The organism is Ensifer sp. B1-9, from assembly GCF_050474445.1.
Classification (GTDB): domain Bacteria; phylum Pseudomonadota; class Alphaproteobacteria; order Rhizobiales; family Rhizobiaceae; genus Ensifer.
Map to the genome: position 1 here is coordinate 26,299 of NZ_JBCHVG010000021.1, position 24,644 is coordinate 50,942.

21 protein-coding genes are annotated in these 24,644 nt (G+C 57.1%); 4 read left to right on the plus strand and 17 right to left on the minus strand.

Annotated features, from left to right (window positions below; translation table 11 throughout):
• Window positions 1-50: 50 nt before the first annotated feature.
• Genes ACQ5BM_RS30425 through ACQ5BM_RS30440 form a run of 4 tightly spaced genes read right to left on the minus strand, consistent with a single transcriptional unit; the run spans window position 51 to window position 4,679 of the window.
• A complete protein-coding gene (locus ACQ5BM_RS30425; RefSeq protein WP_429819297.1) occupies window positions 51-1,049 on the minus strand; it encodes an ABC transporter permease in 999 nt (332 codons plus the stop codon).
• A 5-nt stretch (window positions 1,050-1,054) separates the two neighbouring features.
• Window positions 1,055-1,996, minus strand: coding sequence for an ABC transporter permease (locus ACQ5BM_RS30430; RefSeq protein ID WP_429819299.1), 942 nt, complete (start codon window positions 1,994-1,996; stop codon window positions 1,055-1,057).
• A 10-nt stretch (window positions 1,997-2,006) separates the two neighbouring features.
• Window positions 2,007-3,536 carry a sugar ABC transporter ATP-binding protein gene (locus ACQ5BM_RS30435; protein WP_429819301.1) on the minus strand — a complete coding sequence of 510 codons (1,530 nt, stop codon included), beginning with the start codon at window positions 3,534-3,536 and terminating at the stop codon, window positions 2,007-2,009.
• Between the two features lie 54 nt (window positions 3,537-3,590).
• A complete protein-coding gene (locus ACQ5BM_RS30440) occupies window positions 3,591-4,679 on the minus strand; it encodes a substrate-binding domain-containing protein (protein WP_429819303.1) in 1,089 nt (362 codons plus the stop codon).
• A 580-nt stretch (window positions 4,680-5,259) separates the two neighbouring features.
• Between ACQ5BM_RS30440 and ACQ5BM_RS30445 the strand changes: the two genes are divergently transcribed.
• A complete protein-coding gene (locus tag ACQ5BM_RS30445; RefSeq protein WP_429819305.1) occupies window positions 5,260-6,366 on the plus strand; it encodes an NAD(P)-dependent alcohol dehydrogenase in 1,107 nt (368 codons plus the stop codon).
• Between the two features lie 471 nt (window positions 6,367-6,837).
• Here ACQ5BM_RS30445 and ACQ5BM_RS30450 read toward each other — a convergent pair whose 3' ends face one another.
• The 13 genes from ACQ5BM_RS30450 to ACQ5BM_RS30510 all read right to left on the minus strand — a co-directional run bounded on the left by ACQ5BM_RS30450 (window position 6,838) and on the right by ACQ5BM_RS30510 (window position 21,136).
• Window positions 6,838-8,325: an NAD-dependent succinate-semialdehyde dehydrogenase gene (locus ACQ5BM_RS30450; RefSeq protein ID WP_429819307.1), complete on the minus strand. Its 1,488-nt coding sequence runs from the start codon at window positions 8,323-8,325 to the stop codon at window positions 6,838-6,840.
• 27 nt (window positions 8,326-8,352) lie between these two features.
• Entirely contained in the window at window positions 8,353-9,372 is a 1,020-nt protein-coding gene (locus tag ACQ5BM_RS30455) for an ABC transporter permease (protein ID WP_429819309.1), read from the minus strand.
• 13 nt (window positions 9,373-9,385) lie between these two features.
• A complete protein-coding gene (locus ACQ5BM_RS30460; RefSeq protein ID WP_429819311.1) occupies window positions 9,386-10,360 on the minus strand; it encodes an ABC transporter permease in 975 nt (324 codons plus the stop codon).
• Window positions 10,357-11,913 (minus strand): sugar ABC transporter ATP-binding protein, encoded by a 1,557-nt coding sequence (locus ACQ5BM_RS30465; protein ID WP_429819313.1) that lies wholly within the window; start codon window positions 11,911-11,913, stop codon window positions 10,357-10,359. The genes ACQ5BM_RS30460 and ACQ5BM_RS30465 overlap by 4 nt, the downstream gene beginning before the upstream one ends.
• A gap of 93 nt (window positions 11,914-12,006) precedes the next feature.
• A complete protein-coding gene (locus ACQ5BM_RS30470; protein ID WP_429819315.1) occupies window positions 12,007-13,182 on the minus strand; it encodes an ABC transporter substrate-binding protein in 1,176 nt (391 codons plus the stop codon).
• A 25-nt stretch (window positions 13,183-13,207) separates the two neighbouring features.
• Complete coding sequence (locus ACQ5BM_RS30475; RefSeq protein ID WP_429819317.1) at window positions 13,208-14,104, minus strand: alpha/beta fold hydrolase; 897 nt, start codon at window positions 14,102-14,104, stop codon at window positions 13,208-13,210.
• Entirely contained in the window at window positions 14,101-14,484 is a 384-nt protein-coding gene (locus ACQ5BM_RS30480; RefSeq protein ID WP_429819319.1) for a hypothetical protein, read from the minus strand. Before ACQ5BM_RS30480 ends, ACQ5BM_RS30475 begins: the two co-directional genes overlap by 4 nt.
• 80 nt (window positions 14,485-14,564) lie before the next feature.
• Window positions 14,565-14,993 (minus strand): carboxymuconolactone decarboxylase family protein, encoded by a 429-nt coding sequence (locus tag ACQ5BM_RS30485; protein WP_429819320.1) that lies wholly within the window; start codon window positions 14,991-14,993, stop codon window positions 14,565-14,567.
• Between the two features lie 97 nt (window positions 14,994-15,090).
• A complete protein-coding gene (locus ACQ5BM_RS30490; RefSeq protein ID WP_429819386.1) occupies window positions 15,091-15,930 on the minus strand; it encodes an NAD(P)-dependent oxidoreductase in 840 nt (279 codons plus the stop codon).
• 141 nt (window positions 15,931-16,071) lie between these two features.
• Entirely contained in the window at window positions 16,072-16,755 is a 684-nt protein-coding gene (locus ACQ5BM_RS30495) for a GntR family transcriptional regulator (RefSeq protein WP_429819322.1), read from the minus strand.
• Window positions 16,756-17,058: 303 nt separating this feature from the next.
• Window positions 17,059-17,907: an SDR family NAD(P)-dependent oxidoreductase gene (locus ACQ5BM_RS30500; RefSeq protein ID WP_429819324.1), complete on the minus strand. Its 849-nt coding sequence runs from the start codon at window positions 17,905-17,907 to the stop codon at window positions 17,059-17,061.
• 281 nt (window positions 17,908-18,188) lie between these two features.
• Entirely contained in the window at window positions 18,189-19,181 is a 993-nt protein-coding gene (locus ACQ5BM_RS30505; RefSeq protein ID WP_429819326.1) for a TRAP transporter substrate-binding protein, read from the minus strand.
• 80 nt (window positions 19,182-19,261) lie between these two features.
• Window positions 19,262-21,136 (minus strand): TRAP transporter large permease subunit, encoded by a 1,875-nt coding sequence (locus tag ACQ5BM_RS30510; protein ID WP_429819328.1) that lies wholly within the window; start codon window positions 21,134-21,136, stop codon window positions 19,262-19,264.
• 765 nt (window positions 21,137-21,901) lie between these two features.
• Between ACQ5BM_RS30510 and ACQ5BM_RS30515 the strand changes: the two genes are divergently transcribed.
• The 3 genes from ACQ5BM_RS30515 to ACQ5BM_RS30525 all read left to right on the plus strand — a co-directional run bounded on the left by ACQ5BM_RS30515 (window position 21,902) and on the right by ACQ5BM_RS30525 (window position 24,641).
• Window positions 21,902-22,900 carry an MBL fold metallo-hydrolase gene (locus ACQ5BM_RS30515; RefSeq protein WP_429819330.1) on the plus strand — a complete coding sequence of 333 codons (999 nt, stop codon included), beginning with the start codon at window positions 21,902-21,904 and terminating at the stop codon, window positions 22,898-22,900.
• Window positions 22,901-23,319: 419 nt separating this feature from the next.
• Window positions 23,320-24,084, plus strand: coding sequence for a hypothetical protein (locus ACQ5BM_RS30520; protein WP_429819332.1), 765 nt, complete (start codon window positions 23,320-23,322; stop codon window positions 24,082-24,084).
• The gene (locus tag ACQ5BM_RS30525) at window positions 24,081-24,641 is read left to right on the plus strand and encodes a hypothetical protein (RefSeq protein ID WP_429819334.1); all 561 of its coding nucleotides are present in this window, start codon (window positions 24,081-24,083) and stop codon (window positions 24,639-24,641) included. The genes ACQ5BM_RS30520 and ACQ5BM_RS30525 overlap by 4 nt, the downstream gene beginning before the upstream one ends.
• Window positions 24,642-24,644: the final 3 nt, after the last annotated feature.

Genomic DNA, 24,644 nt, shown 5'->3' on the forward strand with positions numbered 1-24,644 from the left:
CCACGTCGACTGTGGGAATGGGTCTTGACCTACGAAGTATCAACTCAAGATCAGATGCGGCCCGTGCGAGTTCCGTAGATGATTGCGGCCAGCGCAATGATCACGCCTTGAACCATCAGCTTGCCGGGCTCCTGGATGCCGAAGACCGTTAGCATCGCGAACAGAAAACTAAAGGCGACAACGGCCACGAAGGGACCTGCAACGCCACCTCTGTCGACACCGAACGTCACACCCCCCAGGATGGTCGCGGCGAGCGCGTTCATGAAGGTATCGAAGCCGGGCTTGATCGTGCCTACAGCCAAAGCCGAAACTTGAATGAGAGCAGCGATACCCGTCAGTGCTCCGGCCATCGCATGCGAGATGAAGATGGTCCGTGCGAGCGGGATACCTGTCGTCTCCGCGGCGCGCGGATTATCACCCACTGCGCGAAAATACTTGCCGACAATGAGGAAACGAAAGGCGACCGCTACAACAATCGAAATCGCAATCCAAATTATGACTGAGTACGACAGGCCAAGGATGTGGCCGCTCGTCAACACACGCAGCCAGCTAGGTGTCGAACCAGGCGCCCTGCCCGCGCTCATGTATTGGACCGTGCCGATGAGGATAGCGGATACGCTAAGCGTGGAGATAACTGCCGAGGCACGGATGTAAGCAACCAGCACGCCATTGACTAGACCGACAACCAAGCCAACGGCGATCGGCATTAGAACCGTGACGATGGGTGGATGATCGTTAAGTAGGCCTGAGCTGGCGAGATAAATTGAGAATGCGAACACACCGCTAACCGAAAGATCGATTGATCGGACCCGCATGACCAAGGACTGCGCCAAGACCGCGATGCCGAGCGGAGCTGACTGCTTGAGGATCACGAACCAATAGTTCGGATTGACGAGCGTTGCACTGACGGCTGGCGCGAGTGCAATGAGGATCGCCAGGACGTGGTACGCGGGCGGCAGACCAAGGATCCAAGTTAATGCGCGCTTAGCGCTGATCGAGGTCGAAGACGATCCCGACTTCAAATTGACCGTTGTCATCGAGTTGTCCATCTCTGTTAAAGCCCGATTGTCTTGCGACGCTGTGAGATCACGAGCACAAGCAGCAGCAGGCCCTTCACCACCGACTGCAGGAACGCCGAGACGTTGGCGAGGTTCATGACGTTGTTGACGATGCCGAGGATGGCTGCTCCGACGACTGTGCCGAGGATGCTTCCAATGCCTCCCGCGAGGTGGACACCACCGAGCGCGGCGGCTGTCACTGACTCGATACCGAAGGACGCTCCGCCCTTGGGGTCGCCCGAAGCAAGACGCCCTGCGAGAAACAGTCCGGCGGCACAAGCAAACAGCGCCGACAGGACATATGCATTGATGATTGTCCGTTCGACTGGAACGCCGTTCAGGCGCGCGTTGTGTTCATTCCCACCCGCCGCGAAGAGATAGAGCCCGAACGGCCTCCGGTAGAGAGTCCACGCGGCGATGAACGACGTCGCGACAAGCCAAAAAACGGAACTCGGCACCGGACCGATCGAACCAGAAACTGAGACAGAAAGCCACTCGGGAACTTTCCCTCCCGGGATAGGCAGGATAATCAGCGCGAGGCCCTGACCAATGCCCATAGTGGCGAGTGTCATAATGATCGGATGGACATTAAGCCTCGCCACGCCATAGCCATTGACCAGGCCAAATGCCGTTGCTACCGCGACACAAAGCACGATCCGTGCGAACGCCGGCATTTCAAGCGTCATAATCGCGGTGGTCACGCTGATGATCGACCCAACGGAAACATCGAGCCCTCCGGTCAGGATGACGAATGTCTGTCCCAGCGCCGAGATGACGAGTGTTGTCGACTGTGCAAGTAGGTTCGACAAGTTATCAGCCGCAAGAAAGCCGGGCAGGAAGACGATGGACGCTAGGACCAATGCGAGAAGGGTCCCGATCGAGAGGCGGATCGCGCCAGCGCGATAAGGAGCCTTGATCAAGTTTGCGATGGTATTCATCAATTGCTCCTCAATGAACCGCAACGCGCCGTGCGTGCGGGGAGTGAGAACCCAACGCCGTTCCAAGAATGCTCTCTTCGGTGGCGTCCGCCGCGGGTAACTGACCGACGATCTTCCGGTCGTGCACCACCAGAATGTTGTCGCAAAGCCCGATCAGCTCTGCGAGTTCACGTGACGACACGATCACGGCACCACCTCGTTCGCTGAAATCCCGGAGCAAGCGGTAGATTTCCGCCTTCGCCCCGATATCCACCCCACGTGTCGGCTCCTCGATGACCAGGACATCAACGCCCGAAAGCAACCAGCGGCCGAGAAGTACCTTCTGCTGATTTCCACCTGAAAGCTTGCCGACGGGGGCGTCGGGATCTGCTGCGGCGACACGAAGCGAATTGATGACTTCGCGGACCCTCGAAACAGAACGCCACGCGACGCTGACCATGTTCCGATTGAGTTGCTTCCCGAGCGCGATGTTGTCGTAGATTGGCAATCGCAGGAACAAGCCTTCCTGCTTACGGTCCTCAGGAATGAAGCCGATGCCTGACGCAATCGCCCGAGAAAAGCCGGAGGCCACATGCACATCGTGCATCGCCTCATCGGCACCGCGACGACGGACAATCACGTTCTTCGCGGTCTCCGCCCCTACAAGAGCGCGCATGATCTCCCGCTGCCCCTGTCCTTCAAGACCAGCCAGTCCTACGATTTCACCCTTTCTTACCGAGAATTGGATCTGCGATCCATCGCCGTTGAGCCGAAGATCAGCCACGTCGAGCATCATCTCGCCGATCCGATCAGACCGCGGCGGGAAAAAGCTCTGTAGTTCGCGCCCGACCATCGTGGCTACGAGCGATTGAAGACTGAAGTCTTGTGCCTTTGCCGTCTTCACCCAAGCACCATCCTTCATGACGGTGATCATGTCGCAAAGTTCAAAAACCTCGTTCATACGATGCGAAATATAGACGACGGCTTTGCCTTGGCACTTGAGATCGCGGATGACTTTGAACAGGTGTTCGACATCTGCAGAATTCAAAGCGGCAGTCGGCTCGTCGAAAATGAACACGTCGGCGTTCGAGGTGAGCCCTTTGGCAATTTCGACCGCCTGCTGCTGAGCGACCGTCAATGTCGCAACGATCGCCGTCGCGTCCAACTCGGGAAAAACATCCGCCAGCAACTGCCGGGACCGCTCGACGACTTCACTGGCGTTGATCGACCCATCGGCGCGACGAGGCTCGTGACCGAGAAACATGTTCTCTGCCACCGTCAGGTTGGGGATTAACGTAAACTCCTGGAACACGGTCGACACGCCAGCGATGCGCGCCTCTTTAGGGCTACGGAAGTGAGTCTCGGTGCCCCGAAGCCGGACGCTCCCGGACGTTGGTTGATGAACGCCCGCCAAGATCCTCATCAAAGTTGATTTGCCCGCTCCATTCTCACCCATGAGCGCATGGATAGAACCGCGATCCAGGGAAAACCGGACATCTGAAAGCACCTTCGTGGCACCGAACGACTTGTTGATACCGACCATTTCGACAAGCAAGCTCATGAAACTTCCATTTTCGAGTGAGATGCGGGCGCGGGTCGTCCGCGCCCGGCTTGTTCACGCCTTGAAGTATTCGAGGAGTTTCTCGTTCGCCATCTCGGTCGGCGCCCAGTAGGCGTCGGTTAGATCGGCCCTGTAGAACTGCGGCAAGGTCTCGTCGGTGATCGGCTTTGGACGGTTTGTCCAGTTCCGCGGGATCGGCTTTCCGTCCAGCAAAGCGAACGCCGCCCGCAAAGCGGCGGTGGAAAGGGCTGGCGGGCAAATCGGACCAATCGAAGAGAGCTTTTCGTCATTCCAGCGACGCATCCAGCCATTCAGCGCCTCACCCGTGATAGGGGGGATCGTCGCTGCGCCTGCCTCCTGCAGTGCGTCCAGGACACCGAGTGACATGTTCGCACCGTCAGTCCACACGCCTGCAACATCGGGATCTGCCAGGTAAAGGTTTTCAGCGATCTTCTTGGAGTCCTCGTAGGACCAACTGCCGTGTTGAGTAGACGTGATCTGGAGGCCGGACTTGCTAAAGACCTCCATCGCGCCAGCATAGCGGTCAGCATCAATCGGATGCCCCGCCACACCACGCAGAACCCAGACTTTGCCCTTATTTCCGAGTTTGTCGACGAGGAACTGCGCCATGACGCGACCGAAGTAAAAGTCGTCCCCCTGGACTTGAACAGTGAAATCTTCCGTATCGACGCGACCAAGGTAAACGACTGTCGGAATGCCCGCAGCTTTGGCCTTTTTGATCCCCTCGACGGCCGACCCTGTCGTAAGGGGAGCAATAATGATTGCATCGACCTTCTGGGCGATCAGGTCCTCGATGTCTGCGACCTGCTTGGAAGGGTTCAGGTCCGCACTCCGGAATTGGTAGTCGGAGATACGATCCTTGTTCTTGGCGATCTCATACTCGGCTTCGAAAGCGGTCTGGTAGGTGTGAGTGGAACCCGCCAAGCCGTAGTGGCTGTGGCCAATCTTCCAGGGACCAGATTTGGCAAACTTTCCCGTTTCGACAATCGGGTTATCCCCTTCGGAAGGCCATGTGTCGGGAAGGATATTTAGTGTGTCCGAGGCGTGAAGGATGCGTGGAACGCCGAACGCAGCAGCCGTGATAAGCGCCCCGCCCGTTTGCAGGAACGTACGTCTCTTCATGAATTTTTCCTCCTCTTGCCGTTCAACGCGGTCGATTTTTCGTCTGCTAAAAAATCAAGAAATCTATCTTCTGTGCCGAAACTCTCCTCATTTCGGCGCGGAGCATCTTTATAAATCGTCAGACAATCTGTCAATTAGAGTCAGTGAAACGAATCGACTTGATTCAAATATTTCTCCTATCCATATGAATTTATAGCCTTTATTGATTCACCTCCGGACACTTCCATCAATAAGACAACTGAGAGCAGAACAGCACTCTCGAACTATCTATCGACGCCTCAAACGTTCCTGAGAACGGCCGAAATTCCACGTTCGAGCCAAATTTCGGACTTCGACGCATCGTATGTAAATCGTTTCAACCAACTCGTCAGTCAATAAGCTGAGAAGACCGTCAATTGGGTTATGGTGCTAACATTAATTTATCATAATAATTTCAATGGTATATAAAAATACACATGGGCGCAAAGGGCCGGAACCTCGATGTCGCGACTGTCGAAGCAAATCATAATTGACTGATTGTCTGATATCGTTATTTTCATCGCCGCAAACGCTGATGCATGCCTTGGGAGGAAAATACTTTATGAAAGAAGCATATGCCGCGATCGCACGACAAAAATCCAAACCACTGGTGCTTGAATGCATCGGGATCGACGACCCTCGTCCTGACGAGATTCTCGTTCGAATTGTCGCCTCGGGAGTCTGCCATACGGACATGGTTGTTCGAGACCAAGGCTACGAGGTTCCGCTTCCCCTCGTGTTAGGACACGAAGGTTCTGGCGTCATAGAATCCGTCGGAAGCGATGTATCCGGACTTGAACCCGGTGATCACGTCGCGCTCAGCTACGCTTTTTGCGGAAAATGCGAAAAGTGCCTTAGTGGGACACCCTATTACTGCGTCGAGTTCTATGAGCGAAATTTCAGAGGCGCTCGCATGGATGGTACCTGCCCCATCCATGACTCACACGGAAATCAGATCAGCGGCTGCTTCTTCGAGCAGTCTTCTTTCGCAACCTATGCAATCGCAACTGAGCGCAACGCAGTCAAAATCCCGAAAGACGTTCCTCTTGAGCTCATTGGTCCTCTCGGGTGCGGCCTTCAGACTGGTGCTGGCGCTGTTCTAAACTGCCTCAAGCCGAAGGAAGGCTCTTCCATTGCGATTTTCGGCGCCGGCGCCGTCGGGCTCGCCGCTGCAATGGCCGCCAAGATCGCGGGATGCTCAACGATCATCGTGGTAGATCTCAATGACGAGCGGCTCAACCTCGCCATGGAGCTCGGCGCAACGCATACAGTGAACGCCCGCCAAGCGAGCAGTGTTACGGCAATTCGAGACATTGTTCCGACAGGCGTCGATTTCAGCCTTGAATGCACCAGCTCTCCGAAGGTGTTTCGGCAGGCGATTGACTGCCTGGGCATCCCGGGAACGTGTGGCCTCGTCGGTTCGTCGCCACTCGGGACCGAAGCTTCTATCGATATTGGCAGCTTTCTTTTCGGCCGAACTTTGATTGGGGTGGTCGAGGGCCAGAGCGTTCCGGCTGACTTCATCCCTCAATTGATCGAGTATTGGAAAAGCGGTCGCTTCCCCTTCGACAAGCTCGTGCAATTCTACGACCTGGACCAAATCAACGAAGCAATGGCCGATTCCGAAAGTGGAAAGGTCATCAAGCCCATCTTGCGAATGCAACAGTAGTTGCGCTGCCCGCACTGCCGAACCAAAGGCCGCGACCATGTCGCGGCCTACGAGGAGACGTCGAAGCAGGACAACCATGTCTCTTCGAGGCAGCCCTCGGTAATCTCTAATATCTCGGGATTTACGATCGAAGGTTTTGGCTGCTAAAGCGCGCCAGACGGGAAATAGACCTTTAGCCGCGGCCCGTCCGGTCGCACAGCTTGATCTCTCCCCTCGATGCTCGCCCTGGCAGCAACGTCTGCCCATTCCTGCCCCTCTGGGAACACTTGTCCGAAAAGGGCTTGTGAACTGGCGATATCGGCCTCACCATGACCAGTGCCTGCATTGTGCTCGTCGGATTGATGTTCAGACATACCGGCTCCTTTGTTCTACGCGCGCTCCACCACCGCGTTTGTCGCACGTCGGCCTACATGCGGCTTCTGCTACATTGTGAGCGAAGGCAGTCGATGCGGATGCCGCCGCACCACGGGACTAGGCCGGGATACCGCCCATGCATACGTATTTCATCGACAAGAAGTCGTCCAAACCATACTTCGAACCCTCGCGGCCGAAGCCTGACTGTTTGACACCGCCAAACGGGGCAACCTCGGTGGAGATCAGACCGGTGTTTACACCGACCATGCCGTATTCGAGCGCTTCGGTTACCTTCCAGACGTTGCGAAGGTCATTTGCGTAAAAGTAGGCAGCTAGGCCAAACTCGGTGTCATTGGCCAACTCGATCACTTCGTCAGCGGTCTCGAATTTGAAGACGGGAGCGAGCGGCGCGAACGTTTCCTCGCGGGCAACCTTCATTTCCTTAGTCGCGCCAGAGAGCAGGGTTGGCTGAACAAAGGTGCCGCCCCTCGGGTCACGCGTCCCGCCCACTACAACCGTGGCGCCGCGGTTCACAGCATCGTCAATATGACTGTGGAGCTTGGCGACCGCCTCGCCGTTAATCAGCGGACCGATCGTTGCCCCATCTTCAAAGCCGTCGGACACCTTTAGCGCTGAAACACGTTCGGCGAGTTTCCTCACGAAACGGTCGTAGATGCCGCTCTGGACGTAGAGGCGGTTGGCGCACACGCAGGTCTGCCCCGCATTTCGAAACTTGGAGAGCATCGCTCCCTCAACAGCTTCATCCAAGTCGGCATCATCGAAGACAATGAACGGGGCGTTTCCGCCGAGTTCGAGACTGAGTTTCATGATCTTCTGCGCGCCCTGCGCCATCAGGATGCGTCCGACCTCCGTTGACCCGGTGAAAGTGAGCTTCTTGACTGTCGGATTTGAACAGACCTCTTCGCCGAACATCCGCGCGTCTTGTGTAGGAAGCACGCTGAACAGGCCGCCAGGTACTCCAGCGCGTTCCGCGAGGATCGCGAGAGCGAGCGCCGACAGTGGGGTTTCCGCTGCAGGTTTGAAGATGATTGCGCAACCGGAAGCGAGTGCTGGCGCGACCTTTCGAGCCACCATCGCCGACGGAAAATTCCATGGCGCAATCGCCGCCACTACACCTACCGGCTGCTTCAACACGAGGAGACGCTTGTCCGCCTGATGCCCGGGGATAGTGTCCCCGTAAACTCGCTTCGCCTCTTCACCGAACCACTCGATGTATGAAGCGCCGTAAGCAACTTCCCCCCGAGCCTCGGCGAGTGGCTTGCCCATTTCTGATGTCAGAATGACCGCAAGATCCTCGGAGTTCGCCACGACAAGGTCGTAGAATTTCCGCATGACGGCGGCCCGCTCCTTGGCGGAACGGCTGGCCCACTTTTTCTGCGCGACTTTTGCGAGGTCGACCGCAATCCTTACATCTTCGAGCCCGGCACTGGGGAGGGAAGCGAGGAGATCGCCGGTCGAGGGATTCTGCACCTCGACCCGCTTGCCACTAGCGCCCTCTTCGCGCCAAGAGCCTCCAACCAGCATTTCTTCGCGGACGAGAGACGAATCCTTTAAGCGGCTCAGAAGAGTGCCGGAGATTGCCATTGGTATTCCTTTCAATGCTGTAGCGGATCAGATTTGATTTCGGATGTGCGGCGATCGCGCATAAATCGCGACCATGGGAACGATCAGAAGGCCAACAACCGCCTGCTGTGCCGAGAAGCTCAGACCGAGGCCTACAAGCAGAGATGTCAGCACGGTGAGGACCAGAACTCCGAGTACTGTGGCCCCATATCCGCCCGCGCCACCGAGAAGCGAAGTCCCCCCAATGACGACGGCCGCGACCGTGGTGAAAAGGTATGGGTCACCAACGCCCACGAAGCCTCCTCCAGAGAACCCCAGCAGCAACATGCCGGTGATTGCCGACATTGCACCGCTGAAGGTATGGATGCCCGTCCAAACCTTGAACTCCGAGATGCCAAGGCGGGCCGCAGCGGTCCGGCTTCCTCCGATCGCATAGATGCTTCGGCCAAACCATGTGTTGTGCATAAACCAACCAAGCCCGATTGCTATGACGGCCCAGATGATGATGACCGGAGGAATGGGAAGACCGAAGAACGTCCCATTGAACGCCGCAATGTTGCGGAGCCATTCGGGGACCGAAGCGAACACAGTTCCACCAAACTGGGAACCCAACGAAGTGTAGATCTGCACAGCACCTACTGCCGCGAAACCAACTCCCAGAGACATGATCAAGGCCTGCCCTTGGAGTTTGAAGCTCAGCGCCCCATTCGCCGCCCCGACGAAAGCGCCGAGGATAACGACAACCACCATCGCCATCGGTGCGGGAAGTCCTGCCGTCATCAAGCTGGGCAGCAAAATGTTGGCACCCCCGATGACATAAGGGATAGAGAGGTCCAGCGCACCAACAAGAGCGCAAAGGGTTTGACCGACAGACGCAAGCCCGAGGAACGCGGCGAGGAGCAGGATCGATCGCGCATTTTGCGACGAAACGAAGCCTGGCACGAGCAGCGCGCCGAGGACTAGCAAGCATGCAAGCAATCCGAAACCGATGGAGATACTCCTATGCGTACGGATCGGATTGGCCTTCTGGGCCGTGCTGATTTCGGATTTCATGACCGTGGAAACCATTTTCTCTGTTCCTTCACGCTATGGCGCGCCGGCTGATGACAAATACGTTCACGAGAAGCGACCCTACCAGGATCAGGCCGAAGGCCATCTGCGTGACAAAGCCGGAGACGGTGCCGAAGTTGAACGTGGAAAGGAGATACGAGATGAGAAACATGTTGATCGCACCGAGCGTCGACCCCAAGGCGCCCCCTCGGCCTCCGGACAGACTGGCTCCCCCAAGAACGAGGGCAGTTACGGCCTGTAGCGTGTAAGTGCTTCCCTGCGTCGGATCCCCGGAGGAGATCAGCGCCGTGTAGCTAAGTGCGGCTAGGCCAGCGAAAGCACCGCCAACGACGTGAGCGATAATGCGCACCGCATCGACCTGTACACCGCTCGTGTAGGCCATTCTTTCGTCGGCTCCCGTCATCCGCAGATTCCGGTAAAACATCGTGCGTCGCAGGATCGCCCAGATCGCGTAAGCTGCGCCGAGCAGCAATAACACTGGTGACAGGACGCTAGTGCCCGCCCCCCAACTCAGCATCCAGTCGGGTGCAACGCCGCCGGGACGGGACATCACCATGAGATTGATACCCGAAAGAACGAGGAAACCTGACAACGTAACAATTATCGGTGCCACCCGAACGTAGATGATCACGAGCGCCTGGAGGAGCTGGAATGCCGCCCCGAGGCCGATCGCCCAACAGACGATCGCAACCGGATTGGTGATGCCATTTCCGACGAGCCAAGTGATCAGGGTGACGTTTATGAACCCCATGAGCGGTCCCACGGAAAGGTCCACGGCTCCCCTGCCCGCCATCACGATCGGGGTAATGGCAAGCGCGGTCAACATGAGCGGCGTCGCGACCAATATCGCCCCCGCAACACCGTTGTTTGTGAAAAGACCCGGGCCCCGGATGGCGACAGCCGCCAGAAGGACTAGAAAGAGACCCGCTGGAACGAATAGAGAGCGATCCTGAGTGACTTGGCGGATTGCATTGCCGGACATCATGCGATCCTTTCCAGTTCGAATTCCACGGACGCGTTCTTCGACTTTCCGAACATCGCCGCGAGAATGGGTTCCTCGGAAATCTCGTCACCCGCAAGTGACCGGAACAGCCTGCCGCCGAAGAAGACGTCTACGCGATCGGCGAACCCGATGAATTCTTCTATTTCACTTGAAAGGTAGACGACGCTTCCGCCCTTGTCGGCGAACAGACGAAGTTCGCGATACAAGTCCCGCTTTGTACCGAGGTCGACACCGCGCGCGGGATCGTTGAGGACGATTACCTCCGGATCGTTGGCAAACGCACGTCCAATGAGCACCTTCTGCTGGTTCCCGCCCGAGAGGGACGTGATCCTGTTCGATGGGCTACCAATCTTGATCCGGAGGCGATCAACCTCACGTTTGAACATGGGCTTGATCGTCTGCTTCTTAATCACGCCGAACGGACCGAGGCTCTTCCGATAGACGCCGATGGCAAGGTTTTCGAAGATGCTCTGCTGCGGAAAGATGCCCTCGCGCTTCCGGTCGCCGGATACGTAGAAGATTCCACCCTTCGCTGCGTCGGCCAGGGTGCTGACTGCAATCATCTTGGCTGTATCAGGGGAGCGGACCTGCACTTCGCCGCCAAACGGCTGGACGATTCCGGCAACGGCCCTCACAAAGGCATCCTGCCCTTGACCGTCTAGGCCCGCCACGCCGACAATTGAACCCTTAGGAAGGTCGAAGTCGAAGGCGGAAGCCGTCCTGTGCGTCGCAAGGCTCCGTGCGGTCAAGACTGCAGGCGCGGGACTTCCACGGCCCTTCGAAGCATATTCAGCGGTGTCGCTGGCGCGGCGATCAGCAGGCGTCATCATCGAAAGGAGGTTCTCCTCGGTGATCTCGTGCTTCTCAAGGACTCCGACGGTGACACCGTCTCTGAGGATTGTTGCGCGATCCGCGATGCGGACAAGTTCCGCGATGCGGTGGGTGACGATAAGAACCGTAGCACCGCCAGCCCGGAGACGATCGATTTCAGCATGAAGCCGAATGGTAGAATCGAGATCAAGAGCCGCAGATGACTCGTCAAGGATCAGCACCCGCGGGCTACGCAAAATTGCGCGTGCGATAACGATCCATTGTTTGATACTGAGCGGCAGACTGCCCACGACTTGATCGATATCGACAGGCTTTCCAACAAGACGCGTCAGGATTTCCCGCGCCTCCGAGCGGCGGTCGCCTTTGTTGCTCTCCACCCTGAAAATGCCGTCTCGCCCGACGAACAGATTGTCGAAAACACTGGCGTCTTCAGCCACCAGTACTTCTTGAAAGATGGTGGTAAGCCCGACCCTCTTGGCGTCTATCGGCGAGCCTACGCGCTCTCCGAGCACAACGACCTTGCCAGCGTCGGGATGCAACACGCCCGACATGATTTTGGCCATGGTACTCTTGCCGCTTCCGTTTTCTCCAACGATCGCATGCACCTCTCCAGCACGCGCCTCGAAGTCGCACTTCTTGAGTGCCTTTGTCTCGCCGAACGCCTTGGCGACGTCGACCATCTTGATTGTAATCTCGTTGTCCATCGCAGAATCTCCACCCGCAACGTCCGCCATGGGCGGTTATCCCTATCGTGGGGAAAGGCCGCCCGACGACCACGGTCGCCGGGCGGATCGGGCCTAGTTGGCCACGGGCTTCCAAGGATCAGCCGGCCGCTCGAAATATTGGTCGGCAACAGCTGCCGGGAACCAACCATCGGCCTTGGGTTCGACAAAGTCCGTAGAGTTCGGATCGCAATCCTCGGGTAGCGTCGCCTTCACGTCTTCGATCGAGTAAGGCAGCACTGGACGCAGGAATGACTGCACCTTCGGTCCCTGCCCCTGCAGTGTACGGAGCATGATCTCCCACATCTGCTGCATTTCGCGACGCGGCGGCCAAATATGGAAGCTGGCATCTACCCAGTCGGGGTTCTTCCGCCAGTAGCAAGCTGCCGACGCTTCACCGCCAAGCGTGATCGGCACCATAGGTCGGCCCGACTGCATCATGGCGTTGAGAACGCCGTTTTCCTGCGCTCCCTGGGTGAGGATACCATCGATCTGGGTCGGATTGGTCGCCAGGAACTTCTGAACCTCAACCTGAGCAACCTGATCAGTCCACTTACCCGCGACTTCCCCGACGACGTTGATGTCCGGGTATGTGGCGAGAGCCTCCTTGGCGGCCTTGTCAAAGCTGTCCGACGAAGCAAAGCCAGGGATGCCCGATACCAGAAGGACGTTGCCCTTCTTGCCGATCTTCTCTGCTAGCCAAGCCGCCATTTCCCGGCCGCCCTGAGCATGGTTGGCCGCTCCATTGATCGCATAGGGCGACGTCACATAGCCGGAGAACGAGAAGACAGGGACCCCAGCTTTGTAGGCGTACTCGATCGTCTGATTTAGCGCGGTGACGTTGGAGCAGCAGATTATGATCGCGTCTACCCCGTCGTCCACCATTTGACGCATCTGTTGGATCTGCACGGCGTCTTTGAGATCGGACTGGGTCACTACAACATCAGAAACCAGTCCGGCCTCCTTGGAACGCGGCAGCAAATCGGTCAAGATCGCGTCAAGCGCAGCGGCGCGCCAAGTGTTGCCCGCGTAGCTGCTCGCGTAGCCAATTTTCCAAGGAGGCCCCTTCTTAGGCTTGAAATCCTTGTAAACGCTGGCACCAAGCGGAATTTGCGGATCGACGACCGCGTAAATTGCCTGCTCGGACCCCGGCAATTGGTCTACCCCGTCGGCATATGCCACACCTGCCACACCTGCAAATGCACAGGCAGCGGCCAGTGTCCCAAGGGTATGTTTCAGCAAACCATTCATTCGATAACCTCCTCCCGAAGGGCTTTCAGGCGACTTTTGCGCGTGTGTCGGATGACTGCTGAATCTCGTCCAGGATCGGCAGCAAGTATTTGCGGAACTCCGTGTAGTCTTCGGTGACCGGGAAATGCCCAAGCTTCTCCATCGTCCAGAACTTGCTGCCCTTGACGAGGTCGGCGGCGATCTTGGTGTCCGCCGGCGAGGTGTTCGGGTCGTACTCACCCGTGAGGAAGTAAAGCATGCACTTCGACGTATCGATCTTGCTCGCTTCTTCCGGAGAAACGTCGTGGTCGTAGTAGTAGTAATAGAGATCGCCCGCGAAGATGCCCGGACCGCCGCAGCTGTATTCCCACTGGATTTCGCGAACATTGGCTTCCGGCGAATACGGGGAGATGTTCAGCATCATCGCCGCACCGATCGATGTGCGGTTGACGTTCGGGTTGTCGAACTCTTTGCGGATGCCCGCCATACCGACATCGACATACTCAGCTGCCGAGCGCAATGCGCCTTCAACCGAGATCGTGGCGCGGAAGTTGTCGGAGTAGTTCGAAGCGAGATCGATCGCGAGATGGCCCCCCATGGAGCTACCCATGTAGACCGGCCGATCGAGACCCAGCGCCTTCGAGAACACGATTTGGAAGTCCATCATGAACTTCTTCGTCATGTTGTATTCCTTCTCCCACCAGCGGACGCCGTAGGGCGGGAGTGACTTACCGTGGTAGGGCAGATCGAATGCGATAACGCGGAAGTTCTTCGTCACTTCCTCGTCGCAAAGCATATGGCGGTACTGTCGCCCGTCGGAACCGGCCGTGTGACCCACGAGCAACGGAATGCCCTGTCCGGCTTCTTCATAGTAGACGCGGTATTCGATATCTTCGATCGTGAGGTAGATGTAGCGGCCAGTGATCGGATCGTGCTTGGTCATGCTGCTGCTCCTTCCGGACGAGCGTTGCGCATCAGGGTCGTCATGCGGTTCAGAGCAGGCAGATACGCGAAGGTTTCGTTGTTCGTGCTAAGGTGGAGGCCGTGCTTGATGTTCGAAGACTGCAGGCACTGATAGAATGGCAACGGCTTGAGTTGCAGCAGAGCGTCCCACTGCTCGGCCGTACCACGTATGACGATCTTGCACTTGTCGTCGTCATAGCTGGCCACTTCGACATTCACCAACTTGCCCTCTTCAAAATGAAGAGCGACGCTGCGGTCGGGAAAGTCGCATTTGATGATGCCGTTCAGGTAACGGGTTTCGCGCTTGAATTCGAAGTCCTCTTGCGCGAGTCGGGTGAACTTCTCGAGATCGATAGCCAACTTCGGCTCCTCCCTAATCGATCGACGCGGACAATTCCGCGACTATTGTCTCAGCCGCCCCTCCAAGGGCGGCGACGGCTTCAGATACCCATTTCGTTGAACACTTCCTGGGCGTGGCGGAAACTGTCGATCGCCGCAGGCACGCCCACGTAGATCGCGACCTGTAAGAAGATTTCCTGGATTTCGTCTTTGCTGAGACCGTTGTTAATTGCGCCCCGGACGTGGCCTCTGAGTTCGTGTGGACGGTTAAGAACCGAGATCATTCCCAAATTCAGGATCGACCGCGAACGTCTGTCGAGGCCGGGACGGTTCCAGATCGTGTCCCAGCAGTATTCGGTGACGAGTTGCTGCATCGGCCACGTGAAGTCGGTGGCCTTTCCGAGAGCGGCATCGACATACGCATCGCCCATGACTTCACGACGCGTCGCGAGTCCGTGAGCAAACTGCTCTGACGGCACCGGCCGCTCCCTGCCGTTTGTTTTGAGTTTCGCTGCTTCCGTAGCGGTCATTCCACAAAGCTCCCTAAGCATTTTCGGTTTCGCAACATTGACAGATTGTCAGACAATCTGTCAATTCATTTTTATCCGCATCGGCCACGCGCTCGCGCTAGTCCGCGTGGTCGGTCAAATACTGGATGATACGAGTGTGATCTTCCGCTGATCCAAGCTCTTTCTGCGCTGCATCCCATGCGTCGGCAGTACTTGCCAAAGCCTCGAGACGAAGCCCGAGGGTCTGGGCGAGGTCTGCAGCAATACGGATGTCCTTCGCCATCAACCCCAGAGCGAAACCGGAGCCAAACGTCTCCGACAAAATGAACTGTTTCATCTTAACTTCGGTGGCGTTGTTCTTGCCCGAGGAAGAGTTGAGGATGTCCACAATCGTTTCGCCTTCAAGTCCAAAGGTACGACCAAGGATCACAGCTTCGATCGCCGCCAGGACGCCGGCACCCGAAACGAAATTGTTGATGGCTTTCATCGCATGCCCGGAGCCGATAGGACCGGTCCTAAATACTTGTGATCCAAGCGGTTTCAGCAGAGGTTCCGCCTCATCAACATCGGCCTCTGCACCTCCCGCCATAATGGTCAAAGTGCCGGAAACGGCTCGCTTCACGCCGCCCGATACCGGAGCATCGATCAGCCGCAGTCCGCACGAAACCAACTCCGCACTTAGCTCTCGTGTGTCATTCGGAGCGGACGAGCTCATGTCGATAACGAGGGCATTGGGCTTTAACGCTGCGAACGCATTTCCGCCCAGAAGGGCCTCCCGAACGACCTTGCCGTTCGGCAGCATGGTAATGACGAAATCGGCATTATCCATGGCTTCGGAAACCGTTTGAGCAGCCCGACCACCTTCCTTGGCAAGGCTTCGCTTGGCATCTTCCGAGAGATCAAACCCGGCGACGTCGAAACCTGCCGCGATAAGATGTTGGGCCATAGGCTGGCCCATCGCGCCCAGCCCGATGAAGGCCACGCGTGGCGTATTGATTGTCGATGGCAATTTATCCTCCGAGTGCAGACGAGCGACGATGTCGCTCGCTTTCTTCAAGAGCGAATAAACGGATTATCAGACAATCTGTCAATCATAAAATTAGGATTCGGTAGAAGCGTTCTTCCGAAGGTACTCCAATGCCACCTTTGCAGCCTGATCGATGTGATGCTTGCAGGCGGCGGCAGCCAATGGACCGTTGCGATTCTTGATAGCCTCGGCGATCTCCTTGATCTCCGCGATACTGTGCGCCAGCCGTCCCGGCTGCGTCATCGACGTCATACGAAGTAGATTGATCCGGTTGTGCAAGGAGATGAGCATTTGCCTGACGAATGTGTTTTTGCTGCCATCCATCAAACAGTCATAGAATGCATTCTTCGCATCGATCAGTCGACTCCCGACCCCGCTCTCAGCGGCCGCCTCGAACTCGACTACAGCGGCTTGCAACGTTGCAATATCCGCAGCCGTCCCGTGTTCGGCAAACTGCTGTCCGGCAAATCCCTCAAGAAGCGCGCGGACGGTGTATAGCTGGGCAGCCTCCTCGTACGTGATCGTACTCACGACTGGGCCCTTGTGCGGATAGCTGGTGATAATGCCCTCAGCCTCAAGCTGGCGTAGGGCCTCTCGAACGGAGGTCCTCCCCACCCCAAGCATCTCGCACAGCTCGCGCTCAACGAGGCGTTGGCCGGGCTTGAAGCGTCCGGTTGCGATCGCCTGGCGAAGAGTCTCCTCGACTTTCACGCGCAGGGAGGCACTTTGTCTCACAATCTGTAGATCAGTCTGCATCACCATCACCAAGAAGCGGCTTCACCACCGCGCCAACGTATTTCGAATACATATGGCGGCTTTCCAGCTAGATATCAACTTGGATTGTCTGATGATCTTCGCGAACTTTTGGCTTTAACAGCGCGGCACACGCGGTCGAAAGATGCCATGTCAAAGCGGAATCGTCACGGACGGCCAGCGTTTCCTTCGGTTTTGAAAAATGCTCCCTATCCCCGCGTAGAGCAGAGCGCTCAGACGTCGGCCAACCTTGCCGCTGTATTCGGCTCGCCGTATGGGATCGTCAACCGGCAATCGCGCTGGCATTCACCCCTTCAACCATGCCGCAAACGCCTCCTTCCACACCGGGTGCCAACGGGACAGGGCCGGACGGTTTTCGATCATGTCGTCTGCGGCCCATCGAATGCGTTTGGCGTCCATTGCCGATGTGACCTCGTTGTCAGGGCAGATTACGTAGAAATCGTCGTTATAGAGCCCTTGGAAAAGCCGTTCGATTACCTGTTCCGCAGTCCATGGAGCTGTGGGTTTTTCGTCGGTTTCCGGGTTCACTCCGGGAAAATTCATTGGGGTCCAGGTGTAGCCCGGCACGAGAAGGTGAGCGGATACACGGCCGCCGGTGGCCTTCAGTAGCTCGTGGGACAATTGCTCTGTCAACACTTTCACTCCGGCCTTCGCGACCGAATATGCGGCGTTTCCGGGAGGAGTGGTAATGCCCTCCTTGGAGCCGAGGTTGATGACGGCCGACGGACGCGGCACCCCAATCATGTGAGGAACAAAAAGATGTTGGGCTGAGAGTATCCCGCCGAAGTTCACATCGAGTTGCCGCCTCCACGCCGAAGGCGCATCCCACGGACCAGCACCTTTAATGATCCCGGCGTTATTCATCAGGATCGCGACGTCCCCGAGTTTCTCGAGGGTTTCGTCCCGCAGCCGACGCAAATCGGCTTCGTCGGCGACGTCACCGGCAATCGTAAGGACCTTGACGCCTAGCTCTTTCGCAAAGGCTACCAGCGCTTGCTCGTCATTGTCGAAAAGAGCAAGGTCCATGCCCTTGGCTGCGAAAGCTCGAGCTGCGCTTGCGCCGAGCCCCTTGGCGGCGCCCGTTACTACCGCGACCCTGCCCGGCGCCAGTATCGCATTCATTCGTTCGGTCATTTTTCGCTTGTCGCTTTCGTAGTTACGTCGATCTTGCGACGTGACGGGCGCCGGCCGCTTTCGCTAAGTCCGCGCTTCGCCCCGATCGATCGTTGGTTCCCGCAGCCCTTGGCACCCAGAACTGAGCGCGCGCCTCTGAGACATGGTCCCGCTTTCTTAGGGTGGCATAAATGACCGCTTGGAAGTACCTCTGCTTTCAAAAAAGGGTCCCGCGGTGTTCGCGGGACCTTGAGTTTCGGACGGGAGGGTTTCCGTCCGCTGGGAGCCTGATGTGACCGAACTTAGGTGAGCTTTCCGACGGTCTTCTCCAGAATGGCCCAAAGCTCCTCACCGTATTTCTCGCGCCAACCGGTATAGAAGCCGCCATCCCGAAGCTTTTGACGGAAGAGCTCGGTGTCCGGCTGATTGAAGACCAGTCCCTGTTTCGCAAGTACGTCCTTGAGGGACTCGGATAGTTTTGCCATGTCTTGCCGCTCGTCGAGCGCGGCCTGGTTGATGTTGCGGCTAACCACTTCTTGCACGTCAGCAGGCAGACTCTCCCAGTTGCGCTTGTTCGCGACGCAGAAGAAGGCGTCCCACATATGGCGGGTCAACGCGCAGTACTTCTGCACCTCGACGATGTTCGCCGTCTTGATATTGGCGAGGGAGTTTTCCTGGCCGTCGACGACCTTCGTTTGCAGCGCGGAGTAGAGCTCATTGAAGTTGATAGACGCGGGAGCAGCGCCGAACGTCTGGAACATAGAGGTCCAGAGGGCGCCGACGGGAACGCGGATCTTCATGCCCTCGAGGTCCGCCGGAGAGTTTACGGGATGGGTGCTAGTAGTGATGTGCCGGAACCCGTTGTCCCACATCTTTTCCATCGGGAGGAGGTTTACCTTTTCGATGAGCTTGTGCAGAGCGATACCGAGCTCGCCGTCCATCGTTTTCCAGACCGTATCGTAGTCTGGGAAAATGAACCCGAGACCATAGATCGATGCCGATGGCACCATCGTCGAAAGCACGTTGATGCCTGAGTTCAGGAACAAGTCGATGCCGCCCGCCCTCACCTGGGACAGCATGTCGGTGTCGCTGCCGAGCTGGTTGTTCGGGTAGACCTGAAGCTCCACCCGTCCGTTCGTCTCCTGCTGAATACGTGCGGCAGCCTCCCTGGCACGCGCAGTAATCGGATGGGTTTCGGCCAGGTTGAACGCGAATTTCAAAGAGTATTCGGCTGCCGCTGCGCGCTTCACCGAAAAGCCGAGCGCGGTGGCGCTTAGCCCCAGCGTTGTCGTCATGGTGAATGCGCGTCTAGTCAGATTTACCATTTCGTTCTCCTCCAAATGAACTCTGTGAATGTTGATTAAGCGACGGCGGATTACAGGAAACCGATCGAGAGCCACGGGACCGCAGCAACGACAGCAAGACCAATGGCCATGGCGATGATGTAGCCGACGATCGGCTTCATGCCCGCGTCCGGGCTGACCCGGCTGATCGCGCAGGCAGCGTAATAGCCAACACCGAATGGTGGCGCGAAGAGCCCTATACCCATCGCCAGCACAACGACCATGGCGTAGTGCACCTGGTGGATGCCCAACTGATGGGCGACCGGGAACAGCAATGGTGCGAACAAGACGATTGCGGGGATCCCCTCGAGTACACTTCCAAGGATAATGAAGATGACGATCGAGACGATCATGAAGGTAACGGCGCCACCCGGCAGAGTGGAGAGATTCTGAGCAAGAGCTGTCGAGAATCCTGATTGGGTCAGACCCCAAGCCATCGCCGTGGCCGCACCGATGATTAGCAGGATCGAACCGGATAGGCTCGCCGTCTCCACAAGCATCGGCTTGAGCCGCCGCCAATCGAACTGACGATAGAACAGTAGGCCGGCAACGACCGAGTATGCGATGCCAATCGTGGAGACTTCCGTTGCGGTGGCGACGCCCTCGATGACGGCCGACCGGATGACGAACGGCAGCGCAAGAGCGGGCAGCGCTGCGAGGAGCAACTTGCCGATCTGCTTTCGACTTGCTCTCTTCACTTGGCTCGGGTCATCGTTGCGGCAGCGCCACCGAACCAGGATGCAGAGGGTAATCGCCAGAATGAGCCCCGGAAGAAGACCGCCGGTGAAAAGCGCGGCGATCGAGACACCCGTCGCGGACCCCACCGTAATCAAGACGATGCTTGGCGGGATGGTTTCAGTCTGCGCACCGGTTGCCGACAAGAGCGCGACCAGGTCGCCTTCGTCTGCACCGCGGGCTTTCATTTCGGGGAACAGGACAGGAGCGACGGCAGCCATGTCGGCCGCCTTCGATCCGGAGATCCCGGATACGAGGTACATCGCTGCGACCAGAACGTAGTGCAACCCGCCACGTACATGACCAAGAAGGCTGGCAAGGAAGGCGACCATCGCGCGCGCCATGCCGGTCATTTGGATCAGTTGACCGAGAAAGACGAACAACGGGATCGCGAGAAGGATCAAATGACTGACGCCTTCGTCAATTCGGCCGACAATGATCAGAGGTGGAGTTCTGGTTGTCAGAATGAGATATCCGAATGTCGCGATTGCAAACGAGAACGCGATCGGCACGCCGCCAAACACGCAGGCGGCCACTCCCCCGACGAAGAAGATCAGTAGGTTCAGATTTCCGAGGCCAACGAGCACCGGTTTCAGCGCCCAGAACAGGCAGAAGATCGCCGCAACTGCAGCAACCGCGCCGAGTGCGAGACGTAGGTTCGAGCTCTGCAGAAGCCGCAGCACCGCGAACACGAGCATCAAGCCAAAGCTGGTTGGCAGCGCCGATGCACGCCAGGAGTTCTGAATGTCCATCGCCGGCGTCCAAATGTAGGACTCTTCGATCGCGTATTCCAAAGAGGCGGGCATGATCAGCACGAGGAAGGCAAGCGCCGCAGCAACGGATACCAATTCCACGAACCGACGCGTATCACCCCTCAACGCGGTCACCAGCGCCGTCATGCGCATGTGTTCCTGTCGTTGAAAGGCGGCGGCCGATCCCAACATGGCAAGCCAGAGGAACAGGATTGAAGCCAGTTCGTCCGACCAAACCAGCGGCACGTGGAATACGTATCGAGCCGCGACCGCGGAAAACAGCAGAAGTATCTCGCAGAGCACTAAGAGTGCCACCGGTATTTCGAGGCACTTTACAAGGGCGTATTCGATCCGGCGCGCTACGGCAGCCAAATCCGACGGCGGCTCGACGACATTTTCGATAGTTCCGTGAACAGTCATGCCAGCCTCCCCATTCGAGCAAGCGATCTCGTTTGCGTGCTGACGCAGCGCAGCCGTGTGTTCCTCAACGATTTGTCCTCCCACGTATTCACCGACAACGCCCTAGCGGGCACGGTCCTCCTCCCGGCAAGCCGCTCGGCTTCCGGCCCATAACAATATTTGAAGAGCGCCTTCCCACAGGCGTTTTGCGCTCGCTCCTCAGCGCGCACGTATAAGGTATGATGTCATACCCATAATGGCAAGTGCTTTGTTAGGAGCCCACGATCGATGCGGGCGCAATCCTCTGAGCCGGCCCTCGATGGGCGTCCGGTCATAAGGGATTCAATGGGTAGGTGAGGCCGGGCGGTTGAAGTCGGGCCCTGCGCCGGCGTCAAAGAACCGGGCCGGATCCCTGGTCACATCTTCCGAGACACGCCTACTTCAGTCAGCATGTGAACTCCCGCCTAAGGCTTTGATTTGCCGGGAATCTACGCGCTTGAGATCTTATAAGGTCAGCTCTGCACTACTTCTGTTTGACAGCAGCACGGGAAGATCAACGTTAGTCGATTTACGAAGAGAGTCTGCATCCATCTGCCTCATGTTGCGGGTTATCTCAACGCACAAAAAATCCCATCTGTTGAGCACAGTTCATTGGAGCTATCGCTGAATTCAATTGTTATCTCCTGACCGGCCAATACTTTCGCCAGACACCCGAGCGGCGTTGCGAACATAGCTCCCGGTGCACGCTCGAGTGACCACGACGAAATCACCCCTGGGAGGAGAACAATGGGTATCGAGGATCTTGAAATTGGGCGCCGCAAAGTGCTTCTGGGAAGCGTAGCCGCGCTCGGAGGAGCGGCTCTGAGCTCGGGCTTAGCCACGTCTTCAGCTGAAGCACACACCATGTCTACCGAGCAGTCACCTGCCTTCTATCGATTCAACCTCGGTGATGCTGAAATAGCCATCATATCCGATGGTCCCCTCCCGCTCGGCGACCCGACGCAGAGCTTTCTTGGCGTAAGTCCCGACGAGGTCAAAGCAATGTTGACCCGCAGCTTCTTGCCAACATCCGAGGTTGTCCTCGCTCAGAACGCGCCTCTTGTGAACATTTCCGGGAAGCTCGTCCTGTTCGATACCGGCATGGGATCCCTCAAGCAGTTCGGTCCAACGACCGGCCGCCTAAGGTCTTGTTTGGCGGCCGCGGGCGTAGCGCTGGAAGACATTGACGCCGTCGTCTGCTCGCACGCTCACTGGGACCACGTTGGCGGAATCTGGGGCGACGATGGCAAGCCGACATTTCCGAATGCCCAAGTCTACATTAGCCAGGCAGACTATGAGTTTTGGACCGACGAGAGCAAACTTGGGACCGACCTTGACGGCCTCGTGAAAGCAGCAATCCATAATCTCAAGCCGGTCCGGGACCGGACGATATTCTTCAAGGACGAACAGGAGTTCTTGCCGGGTGTGCATGCCCTCAGCGCGCCCGGACACACGCTTGGCCATCATTGCTTCATGATTGAATCGGCAGGCAAAACGATATGCTACGGCGGCGACCTCACTCATCACCCAGTTCTGCTTCTGGAAAAGCCTCGGATGGAGTTCGCCTTCGACACAGACTCCAAACTATCAGCCCGGTCGCGTGTGCGTGTTCTCGATATGCTGGCTGCAAACAGAATTCCATTCATGTCGTATCATTTTCCATGGCCCGGCTACGGTCATATCGGCAAAGCCGGAGACGGTTTTGAATACTTCCCGGAACCGCTGCATCTTACAGATCTGGACTGACCGCCACCGAAATCAATTCTTCCAGTTCCATCGGAAGCGCGCGACAGAAATGGCGTCGCGCGCTTCTCGCGTACTTTGTAAAGCAGACTGGCTAGCGCCGATCTCCACGCAACAGCGTATCCCTGCGCGGAGCCTCGCAAGACTGCGAGAAGATTTGTGCACGATACTGCATCTCTTCGGGGGCCAAAGAGGCAAAGATTGAATAGCTTCTCGATGCCCGGGGTTCCGTCTCCCATAGGAAGACGTCAGACGCTCGCAAGTTCGTCCAAGCTCTTCGACCGCTAGAACAGAGCTTTGCAACGTATATTAGAAGAATGGATCTATGCTAATGGGAAGCTGCAAGCCAACGCGATTCGCGGCAAAAATATTTTTTTCGATAGGGTTCCGGATGCGGCTTCCCGAGACGATGGAATCTTTAGATGGCAAATGCGGATGACGAGAGTAACGAAGACCTGCGGCCCCTAACACGACGACAGAAGGACGGAACGCAATTTTTCAGAGCCACTGAGGTAGTCGAAGAACTTCGGGAGGTCCTGCAGCGTCCCATCGACGATCTGGTGGCCAAGAAGCGTACTGTTTCGAGCGCGGTCCTGGTCTATGTCATGCGTAATCTTCGGCCATCTAAAGAAACAAGATGGTTCATTGAACTGTGGGAAGAGTTGCGTCGCCGCGTCAGAAATATGGCCTACAAGCAAGCAGAAGGGCTATCTTCGCAGCGTGCTAGGGACGTTAGCCAAGCTGTCTGCGACTGGTTCCGCGAGGAGCTTTTCTCCGGAACTGATAAGGCTGACGTGTTCGAGGCCTGCTTCAAGAAGGTGATCATTCGTAGAACGCTCGACGAAATCCGCAAAGTCCGACGCCGTGACCAAATCGAGAAAAATGACGCAGAATTCCAGAATGATGATGGAAGCTACCGTGACTGGGTAGACGCCATAAACCTCCGAAATATCGGGCGCAGCATGCCTCGTGGTGAAGCCGCGGCGCATTTGAACCGAGTACTGTCGCAGTTGACTCCCAGAGAAAAGGACGCCGTCCTCGCCGTTCATGGGGAGGGACTGGCAGAAAGTTCGAGCGACCCCGACGAAGTCACCGCTTCGTCGAAACTAGGCATATCCGATCGACGCATCCGCAAGCTTCTCGCCAATGCGGAAAAACGCGCCTCGGCGAACGAGGAAGAACAATGACAGACATCAAACACATTGAGGACATCCTTCTTGAACTTGCCGGAACCGACGGGTTCGGTGAACAAGAGGTCGTTGCCACCATAGAACGGTATCCGGAGCATCGTGAAGCCATCCTGGCGTTTTACGTTGAGTGGCTGGCGGACGACGATGAAGAAGGTGCTGCGCCGCTTCCTCCAGTCGGAAGCGACTCCGACCTCTCAAAGCTCTGGGATCAGAAAACCGACGCAGTAAATCCCTTCGAAAATCAGCGACCTGCGGTACTCAAGAGCATTGCGGAAAAATGCGATATCCCCTTGTCCATTTTGGTTAGGATCGAAGAACGGGCCATCCACGCCACATCGGTACCGCTGATCCTGATCCGAAGACTTGCCGAGGAACTGAAAACCACTGCATCCAGTCTACTTCAATTTCTTGAGCAAGATCAGGCGATGACCGCGTCGGATTTCCGCTCTGACAAAGCCCCTGTCCAGAGGGCGAAGCTTTCCTTTGCCGATGCGATCCGCAAAACTTCGATGCCGGAGGGGAAGAGGCAGAAGTGGCTAGAGCTTTCGGAATGATGC

Coding starts and splice junctions, on each gene's coding strand:
- ACQ5BM_RS30425 (WP_429819297.1), bottom strand. CDS start 1,049: ATGGACAACTCGATGACAACGGTCAATTTGAAGTCGGGATCGTCTTCG.
- ACQ5BM_RS30430 (WP_429819299.1), bottom strand. CDS start 1,996: ATGAATACCATCGCAAACTTGATCAAGGCTCCTTATCGCGCTGGCGCG.
- ACQ5BM_RS30435 (WP_429819301.1), bottom strand. CDS start 3,536: ATGAGCTTGCTTGTCGAAATGGTCGGTATCAACAAGTCGTTCGGTGCC.
- ACQ5BM_RS30440 (WP_429819303.1), bottom strand. CDS start 4,679: ATGAAGAGACGTACGTTCCTGCAAACGGGCGGGGCGCTTATCACGGCT.
- ACQ5BM_RS30445 (WP_429819305.1), top strand. CDS start 5,260: ATGAAAGAAGCATATGCCGCGATCGCACGACAAAAATCCAAACCACTG.
- ACQ5BM_RS30450 (WP_429819307.1), bottom strand. CDS start 8,325: ATGGCAATCTCCGGCACTCTTCTGAGCCGCTTAAAGGATTCGTCTCTC.
- ACQ5BM_RS30455 (WP_429819309.1), bottom strand. CDS start 9,372: ATGGTTTCCACGGTCATGAAATCCGAAATCAGCACGGCCCAGAAGGCC.
- ACQ5BM_RS30460 (WP_429819311.1), bottom strand. CDS start 10,360: ATGATGTCCGGCAATGCAATCCGCCAAGTCACTCAGGATCGCTCTCTA.
- ACQ5BM_RS30465 (WP_429819313.1), bottom strand. CDS start 11,913: ATGGACAACGAGATTACAATCAAGATGGTCGACGTCGCCAAGGCGTTC.
- ACQ5BM_RS30470 (WP_429819315.1), bottom strand. CDS start 13,182: ATGAATGGTTTGCTGAAACATACCCTTGGGACACTGGCCGCTGCCTGT.
- ACQ5BM_RS30475 (WP_429819317.1), bottom strand. CDS start 14,104: ATGACCAAGCACGATCCGATCACTGGCCGCTACATCTACCTCACGATC.
- ACQ5BM_RS30485 (WP_429819320.1), bottom strand. CDS start 14,993: ATGACCGCTACGGAAGCAGCGAAACTCAAAACAAACGGCAGGGAGCGG.
- ACQ5BM_RS30490 (WP_429819386.1), bottom strand. CDS start 15,930: ATGGGCCAGCCTATGGCCCAACATCTTATCGCGGCAGGTTTCGACGTC.
- ACQ5BM_RS30495 (WP_429819322.1), bottom strand. CDS start 16,755: ATGCAGACTGATCTACAGATTGTGAGACAAAGTGCCTCCCTGCGCGTG.
- ACQ5BM_RS30500 (WP_429819324.1), bottom strand. CDS start 17,907: ATGACCGAACGAATGAATGCGATACTGGCGCCGGGCAGGGTCGCGGTA.
- ACQ5BM_RS30505 (WP_429819326.1), bottom strand. CDS start 19,181: ATGACGACAACGCTGGGGCTAAGCGCCACCGCGCTCGGCTTTTCGGTG.
- ACQ5BM_RS30510 (WP_429819328.1), bottom strand. CDS start 21,136: ATGACTGTTCACGGAACTATCGAAAATGTCGTCGAGCCGCCGTCGGAT.
- ACQ5BM_RS30515 (WP_429819330.1), top strand. CDS start 21,902: ATGGGTATCGAGGATCTTGAAATTGGGCGCCGCAAAGTGCTTCTGGGA.
- ACQ5BM_RS30520 (WP_429819332.1), top strand. CDS start 23,320: ATGGCAAATGCGGATGACGAGAGTAACGAAGACCTGCGGCCCCTAACA.
- ACQ5BM_RS30525 (WP_429819334.1), top strand. CDS start 24,081: ATGACAGACATCAAACACATTGAGGACATCCTTCTTGAACTTGCCGGA.